The following is a 19115-nucleotide window of genomic DNA, read 5'->3' on the forward strand; positions in this document are numbered from 1 at the left end:
CCTACAGTAGCTTTGTAGCAAAGCAACGGCGTTATTAAACCTCTTCCACCGTCGCCAGCACTGGCACGAACACGTCCGACATCGCCGCCAGGGCGGCCTTGTGCAGTTGCTCGGCCGGGACCACGCCGGTGCCATCGGTGGCGGGCAGGTCACGGGTGGCGCAGGCGGCGGCGACCACCGCCATGTCGAAGCCCAGGTCGTAGCCGGCCCGCACGGTGGAGGAAACACACATATGGGTCATGAAGCCGACCACCAGGACCGGGCCCTCCACGTCGCGCAGATGCTGTTCCAGATCCGTGCCGGAGAAGGCGTTGGGACGCGGTTTGGTGACCACTACCTCGCCTTCCGCGGGTTGGGCACGTTGCAGGAAGGCTCCGCCGCCGGCGGGGTCGAAGGGGCTGCCTGCCGGGCCTTGATGGGCCACGTGGATCACCGGCCAGTCCATTGCCGTGGCTCTTTCGCGCAACCGTTCGATCTGGGTCAAGGCGTCATCGAGGCCAGTGAGCGGCAAGGCGCCGCTGCCATAGACTTCCTGGGCGTCGATGATCACGATCACCGCCTTGCCACGTTGCGGGGTTTGCCAGGCTGGTGCGCCGGCCAGGGTTCTCAGGGTTACCGGCTTGTCGTTACTCATGTCGCGTGCTCCCGTGTCAGCGCATGGATTCAATGAGGGCCCATGGTGGCCTGCGCATTCGCCTGATCCAAGCTGGTATTTCGCGAGCATTACCTGCAAAAATGCAGGCATGAAAGATTGGGATGATTTCCGTTTTCTGCTGGCCCTGAGCCGCTCCGGTACTCTGCGCGAAGCGGCGCGCCGTCTTGGGGTGAACGAGACCACCATGGCCCGCCGCCTCGCCGCCGTGGAAGGCCGTCAGGGCACCACTTTGTTTCTGCGGGGGCGGGACGGCCTGCAGCCAACCCCCACGGGCGAGCGGCTGGTGCGGGCGGCGGAGCGCATGGAGCAGGCGCTGCTACGGACCAATCCGGATCACGGCCAGGGGACGGTATCAGGGCTGGTACGGCTGACCTCGGTGGCCTGGATCGTGGAGGCGCTGCTGGCGCCCCGTCTGATTGATCTGCATCGGCGCCACCCGGCGCTGACCATGGAACTGGCGGCGTCCAATACCACTGTCAGCCTGTCCCGCCGGGACGCGGATCTGGCGCTGCGTCTGGCCCGCCCTCGGGAAGAGCATCTGGTGGCCCGGCGTCTGGGCGCGCTCGGGTTGACGCTGGCCACTTCGGTGCAGGGCTCCGCCCAAGGCTGGATCGCCTACCATCGCGGCTGGGACAATCTGCCGGAGATCCAGGCCATGGCCGGCGTTTTCCGGGACCCGCCGGTGGCGCGCATCGCGGGCCTCACGGGCATTCAGGCGGCGGTGCGTTCGGGGCTTGGCATGGCGATGCTGCCGGATCCGATGATCGCCGCGGACCCGGGCCTGACGGCAGCGCAGCCGACCATAAGGGTCAGCCGGCCACTGTGGGTGGTACTGCACGAGGATCTGCGCGAGCGCCCGGCGATCCGGGCCTGCCTGGATTGGCTGGAGGAGGTGGTACGGGAGGCCGGCTGGACCGATCAGCCCTCGCTGAAATCGAAGTAGAGCACGTTGGACCAGTTGCCCAACCCCAACTCATGGAGCGACGCCAGCGGGTTCGCCGGTTGCAGGTTCAGCATCCGCGCCAGGGGCCCGGGAGCCGAGGGTTTGACCTGATTGAGGTGGCGCAAGGTGCGTTCCATTTCCTGGTCCAGATCCGCCAGACTCCCGAACAGGTCCCGGTTCTGCTGGGCCAGTGGCGTCTCGTCCAGGTCGAAGATCTCGGCGCACTCCAGCACAATGTGATCGGCGCGATTCTCCGGCGCATTCAGGAAGGCTTCCGCCTCTTGCACCAGTTCCGCTGCCTCGGGCCAGTCGATGCGCGCCAGGAAGTCACACAGGCGCCTTACGCCCTTGTCGTAATCCCCCGCCAGCGCCACGTCGTCGTCCAGTTCCCAGATCATGGAGGGGCAGATCACGGTATCGGCGGACACCAGCAACCGGTAGCAGAGCGGAATCGCGTACCCCCATTCGGACAACCCCCGGACCACGGGTTTGGGCTGATCCGGCGTCCGCGCGGGAACCCGGTCGGTCGCGTAAAGATAGCTTCGGTTCGCCATGAGGTGCCGCCTGTGCTGCTTTGGAATGAGCCGCCTATGGTGACCTCACCGCACAGCGCCGACAAGAGAGGCCCGTTTTCCGGAACTTCATTATTCTTCCCAATCCGGGTTCCAGGCGACTTCCCAAAGGTGGCCATCCGGATCCTGAAAGTAACCGCAATAACCGCCCCAGAAGGCTTTCTCCGCGGCCTTGGTCACGTGGGCACCGGCCGCCTCGGCCTGCCGCATCACCTCGTCCACTTGCTCTGGCGAGCCCACGTTATGGGCCAGAGTAAACCCTCCGGCCGAGGCGGGCATCAACGGGACACCCGCTCCCCTGGCCAGGGCCAGGCGGGGATACAGCGCCAGCACCAGGCCGCCGTCGAGATGGAAAAACACCACCGCGCCGTCCTCGAATTCGGTGCCAACGATGCCCTCCGTGGGCAAACCGAGGCCGTCGCGATAAAACGTCAGGGAACGATCCAGGTCATCCACACCCAGGGTGATGACTTTGATTTTCGCTTTCATCCGTCTTCTCCAAGACAGCGGAACAGGAACCCGTGAGCCTGGCTCAACGTCGCCCGGATGTCTTGAATAAATCGGACAAAATCCGCCCCGTCGGGGATCCGCTGTTGTTCAGGGAATCAGCGTTTCTTTTTCCCGGGCATGATGAATTTCATCAGGGTCATGAACCACATCAGCTGGCCGGGGTCACCTTCCACCTTGATGTCACCGGCCTGCATGCCTTCCATGAACGCCATCTGGTTCTTGCCGGAGGCACGCAGGGTGCGGAACGCGTAATCCGCGTCGCGGAAATTCAGGGTGATGGTGGGGGCGCCGTGCAAACCGGCACCGTGTTTTACGCCTTGCGGCGTGAAGTGATACCAGCGGGCCACCCGGCCATCGAAGGTACGCCATTGCATCAGCACATCCCGGTGCTCCAATTGCTGGCGGAAACCCTCATTGTGGCGGCCCAGCCAGCGCAATCGCCAGCCGAGCAGCATCAAGATGAAACGAAACTTCATTACGCGCTCCCGGCCGGCGGCCGGCCCGGTCAGGGCATCAGGGCCGGCAGTTCCTTGTTGAGTTTGAGCTTTTCCTTCACCGCTTCACCGGTGAGGGCGTAGCCCAGCAGTGTGCCGTCGGCGCCACGAAACAGGGCGGTGACATCATTTTCCTGCTGCGCCACTTCCCACTCACCTTCACTATCCGCCGGCGGCGGGCAGACCACCACCGGACAAGCCGGAGTCTTGATGGTCACCGGCATGACGCCATAGCTCACCGCGGTCTCCTCGCCGGCCAGGGTCTTGGCCAGGGCGCGGGCACTGGCCATCAGCGGCAGCACATAAGGCAGCACATGGCCTTCCACCTCGGCGCAGTCCCCCAGGGCATAGATGTCCTCGGTGCTGGTGCGCAGGGTGCGGTCGGTGAGGATGCCCCGATTGGTGCGCAGACCGGCTTCCTTGGCCATGTCGATGCGCGGACGCAAACCAATGGCGGACAGCACCACCTCGGATTCCACCCGGGTACCGTCGGACAGTTCGGTGATCAGGGTGCCGTCATCGCCGTGGTGTACCGCCTGGGCCAGGGGGCCAAAGTGGAAACGCACGCCCAATGTCTCAAGTCCCCGGCCCACCGCCTCGGAAGCCGCCTGCGGCAATAACAGCGGCAGGCAACGCCCCATCGGTTCCACCAGGGCTACTTCGAAGCCACCGTTGCTCAGATCGTTGGCGAATTCACAGCCGATCAGGCCGCCGCCAAGAATCGTCACGCGGCGCTTGCCTTGCAGGGCTTCGCGGAAGCGGCCGTAGTCCATCAGGTCATTGACCGAGAACACCTCGCCCACCGCGTCGCCTTCCAGCGGCGGCGTCCAGGTATCCGCCCCCAGCGCCAGCACCAGTGTGCTGTAATCCAGATGATCGTCCGGCAGCAGCACCCGGTGCCCGTCGACGTCGATACCGGCCACATGAACGTGGGTCCGCACCGTGACGTTGAACTGCTCGGCCACCTGTTCCGGCGAGGCCATGGCCAGGTCGTCGGCGGCTTTTTCCTTGGTGAAACCGGTGGACAGCATCGGCTTGGAATAACTGCGGCCGTCGTCGGCGGTCAGCACCACCAGCGGCGTTTCCTTGTCCAGCTTGCGGAATTCCTTGACCACGTTGAATCCGGCCAGACCGGATCCGATCACTACGATGGGCTTCATTGGCGCTCCTTATGTGGTGCCAGGGTGGTGCCAGGGACGGGAATGGCGGTCGCTCAGATTTCCACCATCTCGAAATCATCCTTACCGACGCCACAGTCCGGACATACCCAGTCGTCGGGGATATCTTCCCACTTGGTGCCGGGCTCGATGCCCTCCTCGGGGAGCCCTTCCGCTTCGTCGTAAATGAAGCCGCACACCACACATTCCCATTTCTTCATGTCATACCTCGTTGATCAATATCCCGGACAGCGCCAGGGGCCGGAAACCAGGGGCCCGCTAACGTAGCCACGCCGTCCTGAAAAATCAATGACACCAGCGGATGTCACCATGGCAGCCGGGCCGATGACCTCGCCATGACCGGCCCTGCCATGGCCGACGACCCTGCCAGATTCGTGCCGCTCTCTTGCCCCTCGCGCCACCTTGCGCCATAGTCCACGCCGCCGGTCGAGAGCGGAGTGTCACACTATGCCAAATTCACCTCTGGACGCCGACCCGAAATGGCGCCCACTGGATCGTCTTACCGTACCACCGCTCATCCGCGACTGGCTCGGTGACCCCGGATCCCTCACCGCCCGCCTGCGCCGCCACGGCACTTTTCACGTCCGCCACAACCGCTCCCTGGTGACGGTCCCCGTGCCTTTCGAACGCGAGCAGTTGCACCAGAGCGGGCGCCGTATCGCGCTGATCCGGGAAGTCACGCTGATGCTGTGCGACACTCCGGTGGTGGAAGCCCGCAGCGTCCTGCCGCTGCTCAGTCTGCGCTGGGCCAATCGCAATCTGGCGCATATGGGTGGCCGTTCGCTGGGCAGTGAGTTATACCGTTACCCCGAGGCACACCGGGATCAGGTGTGGGTCCGTTATGGCCTGTCGCCGGCCGGCCGCGGGCCGTGCTGGGGGCGCCAGACCCGTTTCGTGAAAAGGGGCAGACCGCTGCTGGTGGCGGAGTACTTTCTGCCCGCGCTCTGGTCCCTGGTGGGGGAAGAACAGGTCGGGGAACAATAGAAGGAACAACCATGCTGGCTTTCGTGGAACACCGTTATCCCTCGCTGTGGCCCTGGATTCAACTGATGCGCCTGGACCGGCCGATCGGCAGCATGCTGCTGATGTGGCCCACCCTGTGGGCGCTGTGGATCGCCGCCGATGGCACGCCGAGCCTGAAGAACATTGTCATCTTCGTGCTCGGGGTGTTCGTGATGCGCGCCGCCGGCTGCGTGATCAATGACTTCGCCGACCGCGACTTCGACGGTTCGGTGGAGCGCACCCGGCAACGCCCGCTGGCCACCGGCGCCCTGAGCGCCAAACAGGCCCTGGGGTTGTTCGTGGGCCTGCTGTTCATCGCCCTGATCCTGGTGTTGTTCCTGAATCGTTTCACCTTCTGGCTGGCGTTCGGCGGACTGGGCCTGGCCATTCTTTATCCGTTCACCAAGCGCTTCACCAACCTGCCCCAGGTGGTGCTGGGCGCCGCCTTCAGTTGGGCCATTCCCATGGCGTTCGGCGCCGAAACCGCCAGCGTGCCGCCGATCGCCTGGCTGCTGTTCATCATCAACCTGCTGTGGACGGTGGCCTACGATACCGAGTACGCCATGTGCGACCGCGAGGATGACCTCAAGATCGGGATCAAAAGCACCGCCATTCTGTTCGGGGATCTGGACAAGGTGATCATCGGCATTCTCCAGGGTCTGGTGCTGGCCGGGCTGGTGCTGGTGGGGCTGCGCCTGGGCTTCGGCCTGCCCTGGTATCTGGGCCTGCTGGGCGCCCTCGCCCTGTTCGTTCATCAACAATGGCGCATCCGCTACCGGGAGCGCTGGCCCTGTTTTCACGCCTTTCTTAACAACCATTGGGTGGGTGCCTGCGTTTTCGTCGGTCTGTTTCTGCAATATTTGTGACCCCCCGGAAACGCCGCCGCCTGGCGTAATACCACGATCGGCGGCGAAAAGGTTGGCAAATCTGTCATCAAGATGTCATAAAAAAGCCATCTAATGAGGCTCCCCACATCCGGGCGGGAAAGCGGAAGACCGAACTATGTCAAAAAATCGCATCCTCATTGTCGATGACGAGCCGGCCATCCGGGAGATGGTGTCCGTGGCTCTCGAACTGGCCGATTTCGACGTGCTCGAAGCCGAAAGCGCCCAGCAAGCCCACGAACGCATCGTTGACGAACGGCCGGACCTGGTCTTGCTGGACTGGATGCTGCCCTCGGTGAGCGGTATCGAACTGGCTCGGCGCCTGAAACGGGACGACAACACCAGTGAAGTGCCGATCATCATGCTCACCGCCAAAAGTGAGGAAGATAACAAGATCCAGGGATTGGACGTGGGCGCCGACGATTATGTCACCAAGCCCTTCTCCACCCGCGAACTGATCGCGCGCATCCGCGCGGTATTGCGCCGCTCTTCCGCCGCCGCCGGTGAAAAGGAAATCGACGTCCAGGGTCTGTGCCTGGACCCGGTCAGCCATCGCATCAGCGCCCAGGGGGTGCCGGTGGACATGGGCCCCACCGAATACCGTCTGCTCGAGTTCTTCATGAGCCACCAGGAACGGGCCTATTCCCGCACCCAGTTGCTGGATCAGGTCTGGGGCGCCAATGTGTACGTGGAGGACCGTACCATCGATGTGCACATCCGCCGTCTGCGCAAAGCCTTGGCGCCTCACGGCTTTGATGGTTTCATTCAGACCGTGCGGGGCACCGGTTATCGCTTTTCGGTAAAATCCGCCCAGGTGTCCTGATACACCTCTGATACGGATCGCACCGGCCGAAACGGGCCTCCCCCTCCGCAACGGCCCTGAGAGGAAGCAACGGCCAATGAAAAGCAGTCTGGCCAAGGAAGTAAACCGCATCATTGTTCTTATCGCCCTGTCGCTGGTCGCGGCCCTGGCGATACAGAACATCTGGCCGCTGGTGGTGGGTCTGCTCGGTTACATCGTCTGGAGCACCCGCCAGCTGTTCGCCCTCTACACCTGGCTGATCCGCGAGGAACACACCGAACCGCCGGACAGCGTGGGGCTGTGGGGTGAGTTCTATACCCGGTTGGAGCACTTGTTTCAGCAGGAACGGCGTGCTCAGGAGAACCTGCAGGGCATCATCCTGCGCGCCCAGCAATCGGTGAATGCGCTGGAAGACGCGGTGGTGCTGATCGACAGCCACGGCTACCTGGAATACTGGAACCACGCGGCGCACCGGCTGATGGGGCTGAACGAGGAAAAGGATCTCGGCCAACCGCTCACCAACCTGATCCGCCACCCCCGCTTCACCGAATACCTGTCCCGCGGCGACTTTCGTGAACCGCTGGAAATTCCCGGGCCGGTGGACGACAACCGCATCCTGCAATTCCGCATCACCGAGTTCGGCGTCGGTGATCAGCTGATCCTGGCCCGCGATGTCACCCGGCTGCATCACCTGGAGGAGATGCGCAAGGATTTCGTCGCCAACGTCAGCCATGAGCTGAAAACACCGCTGACCGTGCTCAAGGGCTATCTGGAGACCCTGCAGGACACCGTACCGGAGGAGCAGGCCCGGTTACGCCGGGCGCTGTCGCAAATGGCCAGCCAGTCCCAACGCATGGAAGCCCTGGTGCATGACTTGCTGTTGCTGTCGCGGCTGGAAAGCACCAATACCGACAATACCCACCAGGCGGTGACCGTGCATGGCATGCTCAAGCGCATGCGCGAGAGTGCCCTGGCACTGGCGCCGGACAAGCATCACCAGATCGTTCTGGAAGTACCGGAAACCGCCCGGCTGGTGGCCAACCCGGCGGAGCTGGAAAGCGCCTTCGGCAACCTGATCACCAATGCGGTGAAGTACACGCCGGAAGGTGGCCATATCCTGATCCGCTGGTGGCAGGACGACAAAGGCGCCCACTTTTCCGTCTCCGACGACGGCACGGGCATCGACCCGAAACATATTCCGCGCCTGACCGAGCGCTTCTACCGGCCCGACACCAGCCGGGTGACCCAGACCGGTGGTACCGGTTTGGGGCTGGCCATCGTCAAGCACGTGCTGATCCGTCACGGGGCGAGGCTGGAGATTCGCAGCGAACTGGGCAAGGGCAGCGTCTTTACCTGCCATTTCCCGCGGGAACGGCTGGTGAGCAAGCCCACCGCGCTGGCGCAATAGCGCCCAGGTCAAAGGCATTCGCTATTCGTTGCCTCAATAATGCGGCGGCGGCGCGTCCTGAATGCGCAGCGCGGCGATCTCCTCGTTCAGTTCCACCACCCGCTCCACCAGACGCTGGCACACCTTTTCCAGCTCATCCAGGGAACGCTGCTGACCACTGACGATACGGTTCAACTCATTCACCAGATCTTCCTGGTAGGCCAGCTTGGTTTCGATATCGAGAAAACGATCGTCGCTCATGGGTGTCTCCGGTTAGCGGGCGGGCATTATAGCGGCCCATCCACCGCTTCCGTCAGTGCCTGTTCCGCCACCGCCAGCGGCGACTCGGCCCGCCACCCGAACTGGCCGTCCAGCATCAGATGGCTGAGCCCGTGCACCAGACCCCAGGTCCTCAAGGTAGCGCCTTCCACGCCGGCGGCCTCTTCATCCACGCCCGACGCCGCGGCCACGGCGGAACGCAGCGCCCGGAAGGAGGCCGCGGCCACCCGTGTCAGTTCTTCATCCCCCTGACGGTTGAGCGTGGGGCCAAACATCAGACGGAACAGCGCCGGATGCCGCCAGGCGAAACGGAGATAGGCCAGCCCGGCCTCCCGCAGTCCCTGGCCGGGGCCGGCGAGGTGCACGGCTTCCCCCTGCCCCTCCCGCAAACGCCGGAAGCCTTCCGTCGCCAACGCCGCCAACAGCGCGTTCTTATTGGCGAAATGGCGATAGGTGGCATTGGCGGTAACGCCGACCCGGCGCGCCAACTGACGCAGACTGATGTCGCCGTCAGCACGCTCCGCCAGCAACGCAATACCTTCTTCGATCAAGGTTTCACGCAGATTCCCGTGGTGGTAAGCACTCCCTCTCTCCATTTCTTCACACCCAATGTTGACACTGTGAACTTTGCCTTTCAGACTAATGTTCACAGCATATACTTTTGCCTGGGAGATGACAGCATGATCACTTTGCACTGGCTTTCGGCCCTGGTGGCTCTGCTTCTTGGCGCCGTGCAGTTGGCGGCCCCCAAGGGCGGCGGCCGCCACCGGGGCCTGGGCTGGGTCTGGACCCTCGCCATGGCCGCCACTGCCCTGTCGTCGTTCTGGATTCACAGCTTCCTGCCCCTTGTCGGTTCGTTCGGCCCCATCCATCTGTTGTCGGTGTGGGTCCTGTTCTGTCTGGTGATGGCGGTGGTGGCCGCCCGCCACCGGCGGATCCGCTCGCACCGGAGATTCACCGTGGGGGCCTATCTGGGCCTGGTGGGCGCCGGTCTCGGCGCCCTGGCCCCCGGCCGGCTGATCAGCGGCTGGCTGTTCTGATCCATCGGGATATTGCCAGCTTCCACCAACCCGGCTATGGTTAGCGCCGTCTTGGGGGAGTAGTCGCTTGGGCACCCCGCCCTTGACGGTCATCAACATATTTGTGCCTCAATGCGCATGGTGACCGTGTCCTCGGATTGACGAGACCTGAGACATTGTCTGCAGACAGACCGCGGGGGCGGGATGAGCGGGCAGTGTCTCTCGTGTTTGTCGTCCCGCCCCCCTGGAGCCCTACCCATGACCCACCCAGTTTCCCGGGGCGATTCGCGCCTTGAGAACAGGCAGGTCCGTGTCATCCGCCTTGCCCTGTCCACCGGGGAGGCGCGCTGATGGAAGCCTTTCTGTCCTCCACCCTGCTGGTTACCCTGGGAGAAATCGGCGACAAGACGCAGTTGCTGTCCCTGGCGCTGGTCTGCCGCTTTCGCAGACCCTGGCCCATTCTCGCCGGCGTCATCATCGCCACACTGATCAATCACGGGCTGTCGGTCTGGTTCGGCGACTGGCTCAGCGCTCATATCCCGGAGCAGTGGCTGCGCTGGATCCTTGGTCTGAGCTTTATTGGTCTGGGCCTGTGGATGCTGATCCCGGACAAGGACGAGGAGGTCAACACAGATCCCCGTTTTGGTCCCTTCCTTACCGCTCTGGTGTTGTTCTTCATCGCCGAGATCGGCGACAAGACACAACTGGCCACGGTGGCCCTGGCGGTGCGCTTTCAGGAATTCTGGCCCGTGCTGTTGGGCAGCACTGCCGGTATGATCGCCGCCAACCTGCCGGTGATCTGGGTCGCTCACCGCCTCGCCGGCGCACGATTGGAACGCTGGGCCCACCGCATCAGCGCAGCGCTGTTCATCGTTTTCGGAATCTGGGCGCTGGTGTAACCCCTTTGCTGGAGTCGTCATGGCACTAAAAGCCACCATCTACAAAGCCGAACTCACCGTCTCCGACATGGATCGCGACTATTACGCCACCCATGACCTGACGCTGGCGCTGCACCCTTCGGAAACCGAGTCGCGCATGATGCTGCGGCTGATGGCGTTCGCCCTGCACGCCCACGAGGATCTGGCCTTCACCCGTGGCATCTCCAGCACCGAGGAGCCGGATTTGTGGCGGCACAATCCGGACGGCACCCTGGCGTTGTGGATCGAACTGGGCATGCCGGACGAGAAACGGCTGCGCAAGGCCTGCGGCCTGGCGGAGCAGGTGCTGGTCTATTGCTATGGTCCGCGCGCGCCGCAGGTGTGGTGGGAGAGCATGGCCAACAAAGTGCGCCGCTTCGACAACCTCGTCGTTCGTCATGTCGCCGCCGACAGCGAAACCGCCCTGGCCGGACTGGCGCAACGGAGCATGCGCCTGCAGGCCATGATCCAGGACGGGCAGTTGTGGATCGGCGATGACAGCCGCAATGTGGAAGTCGACCGGCCGCAATGGTATCCCTAGGCGCCATGCCGAAGAGCAGCTACCATCAATGACAGGCCCGCACGGAGTGGGCCTTTCGGATTCGCCATCCAATGCTGGTCTGGCAAGGAGACATGCCTCATGACATCCGATCCGGCATCCGTATTGCTCTCGCAACTGGCCCGTCACTGGAAGGGGCTGCTGACTCTCGGCATTGTTTTCGTGGTCCTGGGCACTCTCGGCCTGGGTGCCGTCGGGTTGTTCACCCTGGTCGGCGTGCTGTGGTTCGGGGCCATTCTGATTTTCGGTGGCGTGCTGCAGATCGCGCAGGCGTTTCGCGCTTCCGGCCTGCCACGCAGTTTGTTGTTTCTGGCCATCGGCCTGCTCTACGCCCTGCTCGGCCTGTACGTGGTGTCGCAGCCGCAAGCAGCCGCCGGCGCCCTGACTTTACTGATCGCTCTCGCCTTGGTGCTGACCGGCCTGCTGCGTCTGCTGCTGGCCTGGCAGATGAGTCCGGTGGTCTCACCCTGGCTGCCGGCTCTGACCGGTGTTCTGGGCCTGGTGCTGGCCGGGATGATCTTCTCCGAATGGCCGGAATCCAGTGCCTGGGTGATCGGATTGTTCATCGCCATCGAATTGCTGTTGAACGGCTGGATGCTGATCATGGTGGCGCTGACGGTTCGGCGGCGCGCCAATTCCTGACCCTTTTCCGAATCCTTAAATAATGGGGGGGAATCCATTCATGGTCCGTCTGGCGCTGGCCGCTTCGCTGGTGGTAGCGATATTCATTGGTTGGTGGATCAGCGATGAATCCCTCGATCGCACCGCCCACGACTGGCTCGATACGCCGACACGCGAAGCCAATGACGCTTATTATTTCCTGCTGGGGTTCGGCGCTCCCGAAGGCAGCTCACCGCAACTCATGGGGAGGCGTCTGGTCGCCGAGTACGACACCCTCACCGTCGCGCCCTCCTGGCTTCCCGATTTGTCCGGACACAACCTGCTGTGCGCCTACGATGGGGCCGATTGTCTGCTCCTGCAGCAGTCGAGGACATCCGAGGCCCGGGTCCTGATCGCCGAATCCGATGTGCTGCTGCAACGCTATCGACAGTTCTTGTCCTTCGAAGCCTTCGTCGCCGATCTGCCGGCATCGATTCGCGCGCCGGCTCCCCGTTATGAGCTGCTGACCACGGCGGCACGGCTGCAATCGCTGACATGGGCACTGAGCGATGATCCCGGCACCGGGCTACGACAGGAAATCGACCAGTTGCGCCGCCTGCTGACCGGGTACCACACCCAGGCCGGCAAGCTCTCGGTCACGACCATGTTGACGGAAAAACTGCGGCTGGCTGCCCTGCTGGCGCAACAGGGGAAAATGGATTACCTGGAACCGGCGCCGCTTTCCGCCCAGGAACGGGATCTGTCATCGGCGGTGCTGAGCGAATTCCGGTTCCTGATGCAAGGCGTGGAGGCGGTCGGCAAACCGGATGGCGGCACCGGACCGACCTGGTACACGCGGCTTTGGTTTCGCCCCAACATGACGATCAATCAGATCATGGAATATCTGCGACACATCGAAGCGCTCTCCCGGCAACCCGCATCGGAACAGATCGCTCAACCCCGCTACGATCTCGAACCGTCGCTGAGCCGGCATTTACGCAATCCGGCGGGCAACCGTCTCGTCGCCATCATCCCATCCTTGAACCGCCTCCCCGAATCCTTGCTGCGGCTGGGCCAGCAGTTGGCGCTGCTGTCCTGGATGGCGGGCAGCGCCACCTCCACCACGCACCCGAACCCCTGGGCGCCGGCCCTCGCGCCCGAGCGAGGCAAGGACGGGCTGTGTTTCACCCGCCCCGGTCATCAGCCGATGGTCTGTCTGCCGTTGCTGCCGTGACCGTTTGCTGTCACGAAAGGAACTACGAAGCCGTTGTAGGAGCTTGCCTGCAAACGAATGGGTCCGGGCCCCAAGATTCGCTTGCAGGCAAGCTCCTACAGTGCGGCGCCGGCGCTACATGGCTCTCTGGTTCACTCGCGCCGACACCTCGGCGGCGCTTTCCTTACGTTCGGAATAACGGTCGGTGAGGTAGTCACTGCGATCACGCACCAACAGCGTGAATTTCATCAGTTCTTCCATCACATCGACAATGCGGTCATAGAACGGTGACGGCTTCATGCGGTCATTGTCGTCGAACTCCAGGAACGCCTTCGGCACCGAGGACTGATTCGGGATCGTCACCATGCGCATCCAGCGGCCCAGCACCCGCAGCTGGTTCACCGCATTAAAGGACTGGGAACCGCCGCAGACCTGCATCACCGCCAGGGTCTTGCCCTGGGTTGGGCGCACACCGCCCAGGGCCAGCGGAATCCAGTCGATCTGCGCCTTCATGATGCCGGTCATGGCGCCGTGCCGCTCCGGCGAGCACCACACCATGCCTTCGGACCACTGGGCCAGATCCCGCAGCTCCGCCACCTTGGGGTGATCCTCCGGTTCCGCATCCGGTAACGGCAGGCCACGGGGATCGAAGATACGGGTTTCCGCGCCCATGGATTCGAGCAGACGGGCGGCTTCCTCTACCGCCAGACGGCTGAAGGAACGCTCCCGCAAGGAACCGTACAGCAGCAAAATACGCGGCGGATGGGAGTCAGCGGCGCCCAGTTGCCGCCGATCCGGAATGTGGAACAGCTCCGCTTGTACGTTGGGCAAATCATTCATCGTTACTTTCCTTAAGACAGCACCGTCAACCAGCCGGCCAGGGCCAGCAGAGTGGCGGTCAACACCGGCAGGGTCAGGACAATGCCCACGCGGCAGTAGTAACCCCAACCGATCTTCATGCCCTTGCGGGCCAGAACATGTAGCCACAGCAACGTTGCCAGGCTGCCGATGGGTGTTATTTTCGGTCCCAGATCACTGCCAATGACATTGGCGTAGATCATCGCTTCACGCACCAGGCCACCGGCCTGGCTGTCGTCGATGGACAGCGCCACCACCAGCACCGTGGGCATGTTATTCATGATCGAGGACAGTCCCGCGGCGATATAGCCGGTACCCAGGGTGGCGACCCACAACTCCTGCCGTGCCAGCTGGTTCAACACTCCGGCAACGGCATCGGTAAGGCCCGCGTTGCGTAAACCGTAGACCACCAGATACATGCCCAGGGAGAACACCACGATGTTCCAGGGCGCGCCACGCAGTACCTTCATGGTGGAAATGTGATGGCCGTGACGGGCAATCAGGAACAGCACCAGGGCGCCGATACCGGCGATCAGGCTTACCGGAACCCCCATGGGTTCGGCAAAGAAGAATCCGGCAAGCAACAGCGCCAGCACCCACCAGCCGGCCCGGAAGGTCCTGGGATCCTTGATCGCTTCACCGGGCTGACGCAGTTTGGAAATCTCATACCCCTTGGGGACGTCGCGGCGGAAGAACAACCACAGCACTAACAGAGACGCGGAGACCGACACCAGATTCACCACCGCCATCACCGTGGCGTATTCGCCGAAGCCGATATCGAAGAAGTCCACGGAAACGATGTTGACCAGATTCGAGACCACCAGAGGCAGGCTGGCGGTGTCGGCGATGAAACCCGCCGCCATGATGAACGCCAGGGTGGCGGCGGGCCCGAACCCCAGCGCCAGCAGCATTTCAAACACAATGGGAGTCAGGATCAACGCCGCCCCGTCGTTGGCGAACACCGCCGCCACCAGGGCACCGAGCAACACCACCGCCGCCAGCAGCCGTCCACCATGGCCACCGCCCCAACGGGCCACATGCAGCGCCGCCCATTCAAAGAACCCGGCTTCGTCCAGGATCAGACTGATGATGATGATGGCGATGAACGCGAAGGTGGCGTTCCAGACGATGTCCCAGACCACGGGAATGTCATCGAGATGAATGACACCGGTGAGCAGGGCCACCAGGGCGCCCGCGCCAGCGCTCCAACCAATACCCAGCCCCCGGGGTTGCCAGATCACCAGCGTCAGGGTGGCAATGAAGATCAGTACCGCCAACAGCATGATCAGTGTTCACCGTGGAAGCGATGGATCTTCTGCAATGACGCGGTCAGGCCGAGGGCGTTCATATCCTCAAGATCCAACGCCACCAGGTCCTCGATACGGCCGCGCAGCCGTTCATAGGTGGCCTCGAAAACGGCGTCGATGGCGGCGTCATCACCTTCCGCCGTGGCCGGATCGGGAATCCCCCAGTGGGATTTGGCGGTATCCGCCAGCCAGACCGGGCACGACTCGCCGGCGGCGGCGTCGCAGACGGTCACGATGGCGTCGAAATATTGGCCTTCCAGGTCGTCCATGGATTTGGAGGTGGGCTCACCCACGGGAATGCCGTGACGTTCCAGCACCGCCAAGGCACGGGGGTGCACCTGACCGCTGGGCCGGCTGCCGGCGCTGGCGGCACGAATCCGGCCCCCGCCGAGATGGTTGGCGAGGGCTTCGGCGATGATCGAGCGGCAGGAATTGCCGGTGCACAGGAACAGTAATTTGAGAGGGGTGGCCATGATAGCGCTCCAGAATTGAGGGTTAGCAGCACGCCGTGTCGATGGGCGTAATCCCCAGTTGCTCGCGGGCGGGCGGCAACAGGATATCGATGGTGGCGATCGCCCATTCCGGCAGCGCCGGATTGAGCCGGTAGTGCATCCAGGTGCCCTCGCGACGGGCCACCACCAGTTCGCACTGGCGCAACTGCGCCAGATGACGGGACACCGTGGACTGCGGGGCGTCCATGGCCTCCACCAGATCACAGACGCAGATCTCCCGCTCCTTTTCCATCAGGCCCATGAGCCGGAGACGGCTTTCATCGGCAAGGCACTTACACAGTTGCGTGACGGTCAGATTCATAGCTTAATCCGTATATCCGGAATAACGGATATATTAAACACGCAACACGCAACACGCAACACGCAACCAAATATAGCGTGCCGGGGCTTACCCTCCGGCCAATGCCCGGCCCGATAAAAACGGCGCGGTCAGCAGACCGCGCCGCCCTTCTTCGCGTGCAAGCGTGCCGCGTGTTTGCGTGCCGGCGTCTTCAGCCTTTGACCTTCTCTTCCATCTCGTCCATGGAGATGTGGCGGACATCCTTGCCCTTCACCAGGAAGATCACCTGCTCGGCGATGTTGCGGGAATGATCACCGATGCGCTCCAGCGCCCGCAGGGACCAGATGATGTTCAGTACCCGGGAAATGGCGCGCGGATCTTCCATCATGAAGGTCACCAGGGAACGCATGGCCGAGCGGTACTCCAGATCCACTTCGTTGTCCTCGGCGGCCACGTCCAGAGCCTTGTCGGCGTCGAAGCGAGCGAAGGCATCCAGGGTATCGCGCAGCATGTTGCGTACGTGGTTGCCGATATGACGCACTTCCACGTAACCGCGTGGCGATTCGCCTTCCTCGGACAATTGCAGCGCCATGGCGGCGATTTTGGCGGACTCGTCACCGATCCGTTCCAGATCGGACACCGCCTTGGTCACCGCGATGATCAGCCGCAAGTCGGACGCGGCGGGCTGGCGCAGGGCAAGCACCCGGGCGCATTCCTCGTCGATCTGGATTTCCAGTTTGTCGACCTTGTCCTCCGCCTGCATGACTTTTTCCGCCAGGTCGGAGTCAGCGCGCAACAGCGCGTCCAGCGCGTCCACGACCTGTTTCTCCACCAGACCACCCATCTCCATCAGATGGTTACGGATGGATTCCAACGCCTCGTTGAACTGCGATGAGCTGTGTTGACCAAAATAGGTGCGATCCATGGGCACTCTCCTCAACGTCCGGGCGTCAGCCGAACCGACCGGTGATATAGGCTTCGGTAAGCTCGTGTTCCGGCTTGGTGAACACGGTCTCGGTGTCATTCACCTCGATCAGACGACCCAGATGGAAATACGCGGTCCGGTTGGACACCCGCGCCGCCTGTTGCATGGAGTGGGTCACAATGGCGATGGTGTAGGACTCGGTCAGCTCGTCGATCAGTTCCTCGATCTTGGCCGTGGCGATCGGGTCCAGCGCGGAACACGGCTCATCCATCAGAACCACTTCCGGACTGACCGCGATGGTGCGGGCGATGCACAAACGCTGCTGCTGACCGCCGGACAAACCGGTGCCCGGCGCATGCAGACGGTCTTTCACTTCTTCCCACAGGCCAGCTTTGCGCAGGCTGGTTTCCACAATCTCATCGAGTTCGAATTTCTTGTTGGCCAGGCCGTGCAAGCGCGGACCATAGGCCACATTGTCGTAGATGGATTTGGGAAACGGATTGGGCTTCTGGAACACCATGCCCACCCGCGCGCGCAATTCCACCACATCCATCTTCGAATCGTAGAGATCCTGATCTTCCAGGAACAGTTCCCCGCTCACACGGCAGATATCAATGGTATCGTTCATGCGGTTGAGGCAGCGAAGAAAGGTGGATTTACCACAACCGGACGGGCCGATCAGGGATATCACCTCATTCTTGCCAATATCGAGGCTGATATTGTGAATAGCCTGGGTGTCTCCATAGGAAACGTTCACGTCTCGGAACCGCATCTTCGGGGCGTCCACGAACGGCGTGCCTACGGTGTGTTCAGGGTATCGGGTTTCCTGCATGGGCTGCTCTTCCAGGTCGATCAACGGCTCCTCGGCATGATTCCGGCCGGAAGCGTTCTTGTCCAGTTTCTCAGCGGTGTCCATCGGTCATCTCCTCTGCCAGCGAGGCGCTTACCAGCGACGCTCGAGTCGTTTACGCAGTACAACCGCCAAGGTGTTCATGGCGATCAGGAAAGCGAGCAACACCATGATGGCCGCGGAGGTCAAGGCCACGAAGGATTGCTCCGGGCTACCCGCCCACAGGAAAATCTGTACCGGCAATACCGTTGCCGCCGACAACGGCCCCGTCGGCAACTCCACGATGAAGGCCACCATACCGATCATCAACAAGGGTGCCGTTTCACCCAGCGCCTGGGCCATACCGATGATCGCACCGGTGAGCATGCCGGGCATCGCCAGGGGCAGAACATGATGCAATACCACTTGCATCTTGGATGCTCCCAAGCCCATGGCGGCTTCACGGATACTCGGCGGCACCGCCTTGATCGCGGCGCGGCTGGAAATAATGACGGTCGGCAGGGTCATCAGAGTAAGAACGATCCCCCCCACCAGCGGCACCGAGCGGGGCATGCCGAACCAGCTCAGGAAAATCGCCAGCCCCAACAGGCCGAAAATGATCGAAGGCACCGCCGCCAGATTATTGATGTTAACTTCAATAAAATCGGTAAACCGGTTCTTGGGCGCGAACTCTTCCAGGTAGATCGCCGCCGCGATACCGATAGGAAAGCTCAAGGCCAGAGTCACCAGCATGGTGAATACGGAGCCCAGAATCGCGCCAAGAATACCCGCCTGCTCCGGCTCTCTCGAATCGCCGCTGGTGAACAGAGAACGGTTAAACTCGGAGCGCGTCTCGCCCGCCGCTTCCAAGTCCAACACCCATTCCCGCTGCTGCGGACTCAAGCGAGCATTCTCTCGCTGCTTCTCGGAACCCTTGAGGAACATGTCGGCATCATCGTCCAACTGCAGCCACAGTGTCTCCTTCTGGCCCAGCAGCGAGGGATCGGCCTCCAGCCGATCACGCAGTTCATACCCCGCGCTGGTGCTCAGCAAGGCATTGAGCGCCCGTCGATCCTGGCGCTCTTCCACGCGAGGGAAGCGCTCCTGAATCGCGGCACGCACAACGCCCTCGAAATTGCCGTATCGAAGTTGCTCGGGGTCATTGGCATCCTCGATTTCAAGCGTTTCGGGATCGTAGGTAATGCTCAATTCCACATAATGCTCGAAGAAAGCACTGTGCCCTTTGCCAATGATGTCTCCGAACAAAAGCAGCAGTGCCGACAGGCCGATGACAATCGAGACAATACCGAACGCCTTGAACCGCCGCTCCGCGCGATAGCGTCTGGCCAGGGTCTTGCGCACTTTTTCCGTGGTCTTGCTCATGAGTGTC

At 62.5% G+C, this 19115-nt stretch carries 25 protein-coding genes; 10 read left to right on the plus strand and 15 right to left on the minus strand.

All coding sequences use genetic code 11. The features are described from left to right. Positions 1 to 34 precede the first annotated feature (34 nt). Positions 35 to 634: a cysteine hydrolase family protein gene (locus MA04_RS00930; protein WP_262459130.1), complete on the minus strand. Its 600-nt coding sequence runs from the start codon at positions 632 to 634 to the stop codon at positions 35 to 37. A gap of 109 nt (positions 635 to 743) precedes the next feature. On the opposite strand from MA04_RS00930, the gene MA04_RS00935 reads away from it, so the two are divergent. Next, the gene (locus MA04_RS00935) at positions 744 to 1598 is read left to right on the plus strand and encodes a LysR family transcriptional regulator (RefSeq protein WP_262459132.1); all 855 of its coding nucleotides are present in this window, start codon (positions 744 to 746) and stop codon (positions 1596 to 1598) included. Here the strand turns inward: MA04_RS00935 and MA04_RS00940 are convergent. From MA04_RS00940 to rd, 5 genes are all read right to left on the minus strand, one after another. Next, positions 1574 to 2152 (minus strand): DUF7822 domain-containing protein, encoded by a 579-nt coding sequence (locus tag MA04_RS00940; RefSeq protein WP_262459134.1) that lies wholly within the window; start codon positions 2150 to 2152, stop codon positions 1574 to 1576. The two genes, MA04_RS00935 and MA04_RS00940, sit on opposite strands and share 25 nt — an antisense overlap. A gap of 90 nt (positions 2153 to 2242) precedes the next feature. Next, entirely contained in the window at positions 2243 to 2659 is a 417-nt protein-coding gene (locus tag MA04_RS00945) for a VOC family protein (RefSeq protein WP_014996657.1), read from the minus strand. A gap of 116 nt (positions 2660 to 2775) precedes the next feature. Further along, on the minus strand, positions 2776 to 3156 hold the full coding sequence (locus MA04_RS00950; RefSeq protein ID WP_014996658.1) for a hypothetical protein: 381 nt from the start codon (positions 3154 to 3156) through the stop codon (positions 2776 to 2778). Positions 3157 to 3185: 29 nt separating this feature from the next. Further along, on the minus strand, positions 3186 to 4334 hold the full coding sequence (locus MA04_RS00955; RefSeq protein WP_262459137.1) for an NAD(P)/FAD-dependent oxidoreductase: 1149 nt from the start codon (positions 4332 to 4334) through the stop codon (positions 3186 to 3188). Positions 4335 to 4387: 53 nt separating this feature from the next. After that, entirely contained in the window at positions 4388 to 4552 is a 165-nt protein-coding gene (gene rd / locus MA04_RS00960) for a rubredoxin (RefSeq protein WP_014996660.1), read from the minus strand. Between the two features lie 247 nt (positions 4553 to 4799). Here rd and MA04_RS00965 point away from each other — a divergent pair, with 247 nt between their 5' ends. The 4 genes from MA04_RS00965 to phoR all read left to right on the plus strand — a co-directional run bounded on the left by MA04_RS00965 (position 4800) and on the right by phoR (position 8448). Next, positions 4800 to 5336, plus strand: a complete 537-nt coding sequence (locus MA04_RS00965) for a chorismate--pyruvate lyase family protein (RefSeq protein ID WP_063141276.1) — start codon at positions 4800 to 4802, stop codon at positions 5334 to 5336. 11 nt (positions 5337 to 5347) lie between these two features. Further along, positions 5348 to 6220 (plus strand): 4-hydroxybenzoate octaprenyltransferase, encoded by an 873-nt coding sequence (gene ubiA / locus MA04_RS00970; RefSeq protein WP_262459140.1) that lies wholly within the window; start codon positions 5348 to 5350, stop codon positions 6218 to 6220. A 136-nt stretch (positions 6221 to 6356) separates the two neighbouring features. After that, a complete protein-coding gene (gene phoB / locus MA04_RS00975) occupies positions 6357 to 7061 on the plus strand; it encodes a phosphate regulon transcriptional regulator PhoB (protein ID WP_163125003.1) in 705 nt (234 codons plus the stop codon). A gap of 76 nt (positions 7062 to 7137) precedes the next feature. Then, the gene (gene phoR / locus MA04_RS00980; protein ID WP_262459141.1) at positions 7138 to 8448 is read left to right on the plus strand and encodes a phosphate regulon sensor histidine kinase PhoR; all 1311 of its coding nucleotides are present in this window, start codon (positions 7138 to 7140) and stop codon (positions 8446 to 8448) included. Positions 8449 to 8481: 33 nt separating this feature from the next. Here phoR and MA04_RS00985 read toward each other — a convergent pair whose 3' ends face one another. Both MA04_RS00985 and MA04_RS00990 read right to left on the minus strand, forming a co-directional pair. Continuing rightward, complete coding sequence (locus MA04_RS00985) at positions 8482 to 8688, minus strand: SlyX family protein (protein WP_262459143.1); 207 nt, start codon at positions 8686 to 8688, stop codon at positions 8482 to 8484. 26 nt (positions 8689 to 8714) lie between these two features. Next, positions 8715 to 9302, minus strand: a complete 588-nt coding sequence (locus tag MA04_RS00990) for a TetR/AcrR family transcriptional regulator (protein WP_240342716.1) — start codon at positions 9300 to 9302, stop codon at positions 8715 to 8717. Between the two features lie 84 nt (positions 9303 to 9386). Between MA04_RS00990 and MA04_RS00995 the strand changes: the two genes are divergently transcribed. The 5 genes from MA04_RS00995 to MA04_RS01015 all read left to right on the plus strand — a co-directional run bounded on the left by MA04_RS00995 (position 9387) and on the right by MA04_RS01015 (position 13035). After that, positions 9387 to 9746 carry a DUF2306 domain-containing protein gene (locus MA04_RS00995; RefSeq protein ID WP_262459144.1) on the plus strand — a complete coding sequence of 120 codons (360 nt, stop codon included), beginning with the start codon at positions 9387 to 9389 and terminating at the stop codon, positions 9744 to 9746. A gap of 329 nt (positions 9747 to 10075) precedes the next feature. Next, complete coding sequence (locus MA04_RS01000; RefSeq protein WP_262459145.1) at positions 10076 to 10624, plus strand: TMEM165/GDT1 family protein; 549 nt, start codon at positions 10076 to 10078, stop codon at positions 10622 to 10624. A gap of 19 nt (positions 10625 to 10643) precedes the next feature. Beyond that, on the plus strand, positions 10644 to 11183 hold the full coding sequence (locus MA04_RS01005) for a YaeQ family protein (protein ID WP_163124993.1): 540 nt from the start codon (positions 10644 to 10646) through the stop codon (positions 11181 to 11183). Positions 11184 to 11282: 99 nt separating this feature from the next. Continuing rightward, positions 11283 to 11843: an HdeD family acid-resistance protein gene (locus MA04_RS01010; RefSeq protein ID WP_262459148.1), complete on the plus strand. Its 561-nt coding sequence runs from the start codon at positions 11283 to 11285 to the stop codon at positions 11841 to 11843. A 40-nt stretch (positions 11844 to 11883) separates the two neighbouring features. Beyond that, on the plus strand, positions 11884 to 13035 hold the full coding sequence (locus tag MA04_RS01015; RefSeq protein WP_163124989.1) for a hypothetical protein: 1152 nt from the start codon (positions 11884 to 11886) through the stop codon (positions 13033 to 13035). Between the two features lie 114 nt (positions 13036 to 13149). Here the strand turns inward: MA04_RS01015 and arsH are convergent, their stop codons facing one another. The 7 genes from arsH to pstA form a co-directional block, all read right to left on the minus strand. Beyond that, positions 13150 to 13854, minus strand: coding sequence for an arsenical resistance protein ArsH (arsH, locus tag MA04_RS01020; protein WP_163124987.1), 705 nt, complete (start codon positions 13852 to 13854; stop codon positions 13150 to 13152). A gap of 11 nt (positions 13855 to 13865) precedes the next feature. After that, positions 13866 to 15155: an arsenic transporter gene (locus MA04_RS01025; RefSeq protein ID WP_262459153.1), complete on the minus strand. Its 1290-nt coding sequence runs from the start codon at positions 15153 to 15155 to the stop codon at positions 13866 to 13868. A gap of 2 nt (positions 15156 to 15157) precedes the next feature. Beyond that, positions 15158 to 15652 carry an arsenate reductase ArsC gene (locus tag MA04_RS01030; protein WP_262459155.1) on the minus strand — a complete coding sequence of 165 codons (495 nt, stop codon included), beginning with the start codon at positions 15650 to 15652 and terminating at the stop codon, positions 15158 to 15160. 22 nt (positions 15653 to 15674) lie between these two features. Continuing rightward, positions 15675 to 15992, minus strand: coding sequence for an ArsR/SmtB family transcription factor (locus tag MA04_RS01035; RefSeq protein WP_262459157.1), 318 nt, complete (start codon positions 15990 to 15992; stop codon positions 15675 to 15677). Positions 15993 to 16182: 190 nt separating this feature from the next. Further along, entirely contained in the window at positions 16183 to 16896 is a 714-nt protein-coding gene (phoU, locus tag MA04_RS01040; protein WP_014996675.1) for a phosphate signaling complex protein PhoU, read from the minus strand. Between the two features lie 25 nt (positions 16897 to 16921). Further along, positions 16922 to 17812: a phosphate ABC transporter ATP-binding protein PstB gene (pstB, locus tag MA04_RS01045; RefSeq protein WP_262459160.1), complete on the minus strand. Its 891-nt coding sequence runs from the start codon at positions 17810 to 17812 to the stop codon at positions 16922 to 16924. 27 nt (positions 17813 to 17839) lie between these two features. Then, positions 17840 to 19108 carry a phosphate ABC transporter permease PstA gene (gene pstA, locus MA04_RS01050; RefSeq protein WP_262459162.1) on the minus strand — a complete coding sequence of 423 codons (1269 nt, stop codon included), beginning with the start codon at positions 19106 to 19108 and terminating at the stop codon, positions 17840 to 17842. Between the last annotated feature and the right edge of the window lie 7 nt (positions 19109 to 19115).

Origin of the sequence: Alloalcanivorax balearicus MACL04 (assembly GCF_025532145.1) — a bacterium.
Taxonomy (GTDB): Bacteria; Pseudomonadota; Gammaproteobacteria; order Pseudomonadales; family Alcanivoracaceae; genus Alloalcanivorax; species Alloalcanivorax balearicus.

Bases quoted from the DNA above. Each gene is read 5' to 3' on its own strand.
- arsH (WP_163124987.1), bottom strand. From the start codon at position 13,854: ATGAATGATTTGCCCAACGTACAAGCGGAGCTGTTCCACATTCCGGAT.
- MA04_RS00965 (WP_063141276.1), top strand. From the start codon at position 4,800: ATGCCAAATTCACCTCTGGACGCCGACCCGAAATGGCGCCCACTGGAT.
- MA04_RS00950 (WP_014996658.1), bottom strand. From the start codon at position 3,156: ATGAAGTTTCGTTTCATCTTGATGCTGCTCGGCTGGCGATTGCGCTGG.
- phoR (WP_262459141.1), top strand. From the start codon at position 7,138: ATGAAAAGCAGTCTGGCCAAGGAAGTAAACCGCATCATTGTTCTTATC.
- MA04_RS00935 (WP_262459132.1), top strand. From the start codon at position 744: ATGAAAGATTGGGATGATTTCCGTTTTCTGCTGGCCCTGAGCCGCTCC.
- MA04_RS01030 (WP_262459155.1), bottom strand. From the start codon at position 15,652: ATGGCCACCCCTCTCAAATTACTGTTCCTGTGCACCGGCAATTCCTGC.
- ubiA (WP_262459140.1), top strand. From the start codon at position 5,348: ATGCTGGCTTTCGTGGAACACCGTTATCCCTCGCTGTGGCCCTGGATT.
- MA04_RS01000 (WP_262459145.1), top strand. From the start codon at position 10,076: ATGGAAGCCTTTCTGTCCTCCACCCTGCTGGTTACCCTGGGAGAAATC.
- MA04_RS01035 (WP_262459157.1), bottom strand. From the start codon at position 15,992: ATGAATCTGACCGTCACGCAACTGTGTAAGTGCCTTGCCGATGAAAGC.
- phoU (WP_014996675.1), bottom strand. From the start codon at position 16,896: ATGGATCGCACCTATTTTGGTCAACACAGCTCATCGCAGTTCAACGAG.
- MA04_RS00940 (WP_262459134.1), bottom strand. From the start codon at position 2,152: ATGGCGAACCGAAGCTATCTTTACGCGACCGACCGGGTTCCCGCGCGG.
- phoB (WP_163125003.1), top strand. From the start codon at position 6,357: ATGTCAAAAAATCGCATCCTCATTGTCGATGACGAGCCGGCCATCCGG.
- pstA (WP_262459162.1), bottom strand. From the start codon at position 19,108: ATGAGCAAGACCACGGAAAAAGTGCGCAAGACCCTGGCCAGACGCTAT.
- MA04_RS01025 (WP_262459153.1), bottom strand. From the start codon at position 15,155: ATGCTGTTGGCGGTACTGATCTTCATTGCCACCCTGACGCTGGTGATC.
- MA04_RS00930 (WP_262459130.1), bottom strand. From the start codon at position 634: ATGAGTAACGACAAGCCGGTAACCCTGAGAACCCTGGCCGGCGCACCA.
- MA04_RS00945 (WP_014996657.1), bottom strand. From the start codon at position 2,659: ATGAAAGCGAAAATCAAAGTCATCACCCTGGGTGTGGATGACCTGGAT.
- rd (WP_014996660.1), bottom strand. From the start codon at position 4,552: ATGAAGAAATGGGAATGTGTGGTGTGCGGCTTCATTTACGACGAAGCG.
- MA04_RS01015 (WP_163124989.1), top strand. From the start codon at position 11,884: ATGGTCCGTCTGGCGCTGGCCGCTTCGCTGGTGGTAGCGATATTCATT.
- MA04_RS00955 (WP_262459137.1), bottom strand. From the start codon at position 4,334: ATGAAGCCCATCGTAGTGATCGGATCCGGTCTGGCCGGATTCAACGTG.
- pstB (WP_262459160.1), bottom strand. From the start codon at position 17,812: ATGGACACCGCTGAGAAACTGGACAAGAACGCTTCCGGCCGGAATCAT.
- MA04_RS00990 (WP_240342716.1), bottom strand. From the start codon at position 9,302: ATGGAGAGAGGGAGTGCTTACCACCACGGGAATCTGCGTGAAACCTTG.
- MA04_RS00995 (WP_262459144.1), top strand. From the start codon at position 9,387: ATGATCACTTTGCACTGGCTTTCGGCCCTGGTGGCTCTGCTTCTTGGC.
- MA04_RS01010 (WP_262459148.1), top strand. From the start codon at position 11,283: ATGACATCCGATCCGGCATCCGTATTGCTCTCGCAACTGGCCCGTCAC.
- MA04_RS00985 (WP_262459143.1), bottom strand. From the start codon at position 8,688: ATGAGCGACGATCGTTTTCTCGATATCGAAACCAAGCTGGCCTACCAG.
- MA04_RS01005 (WP_163124993.1), top strand. From the start codon at position 10,644: ATGGCACTAAAAGCCACCATCTACAAAGCCGAACTCACCGTCTCCGAC.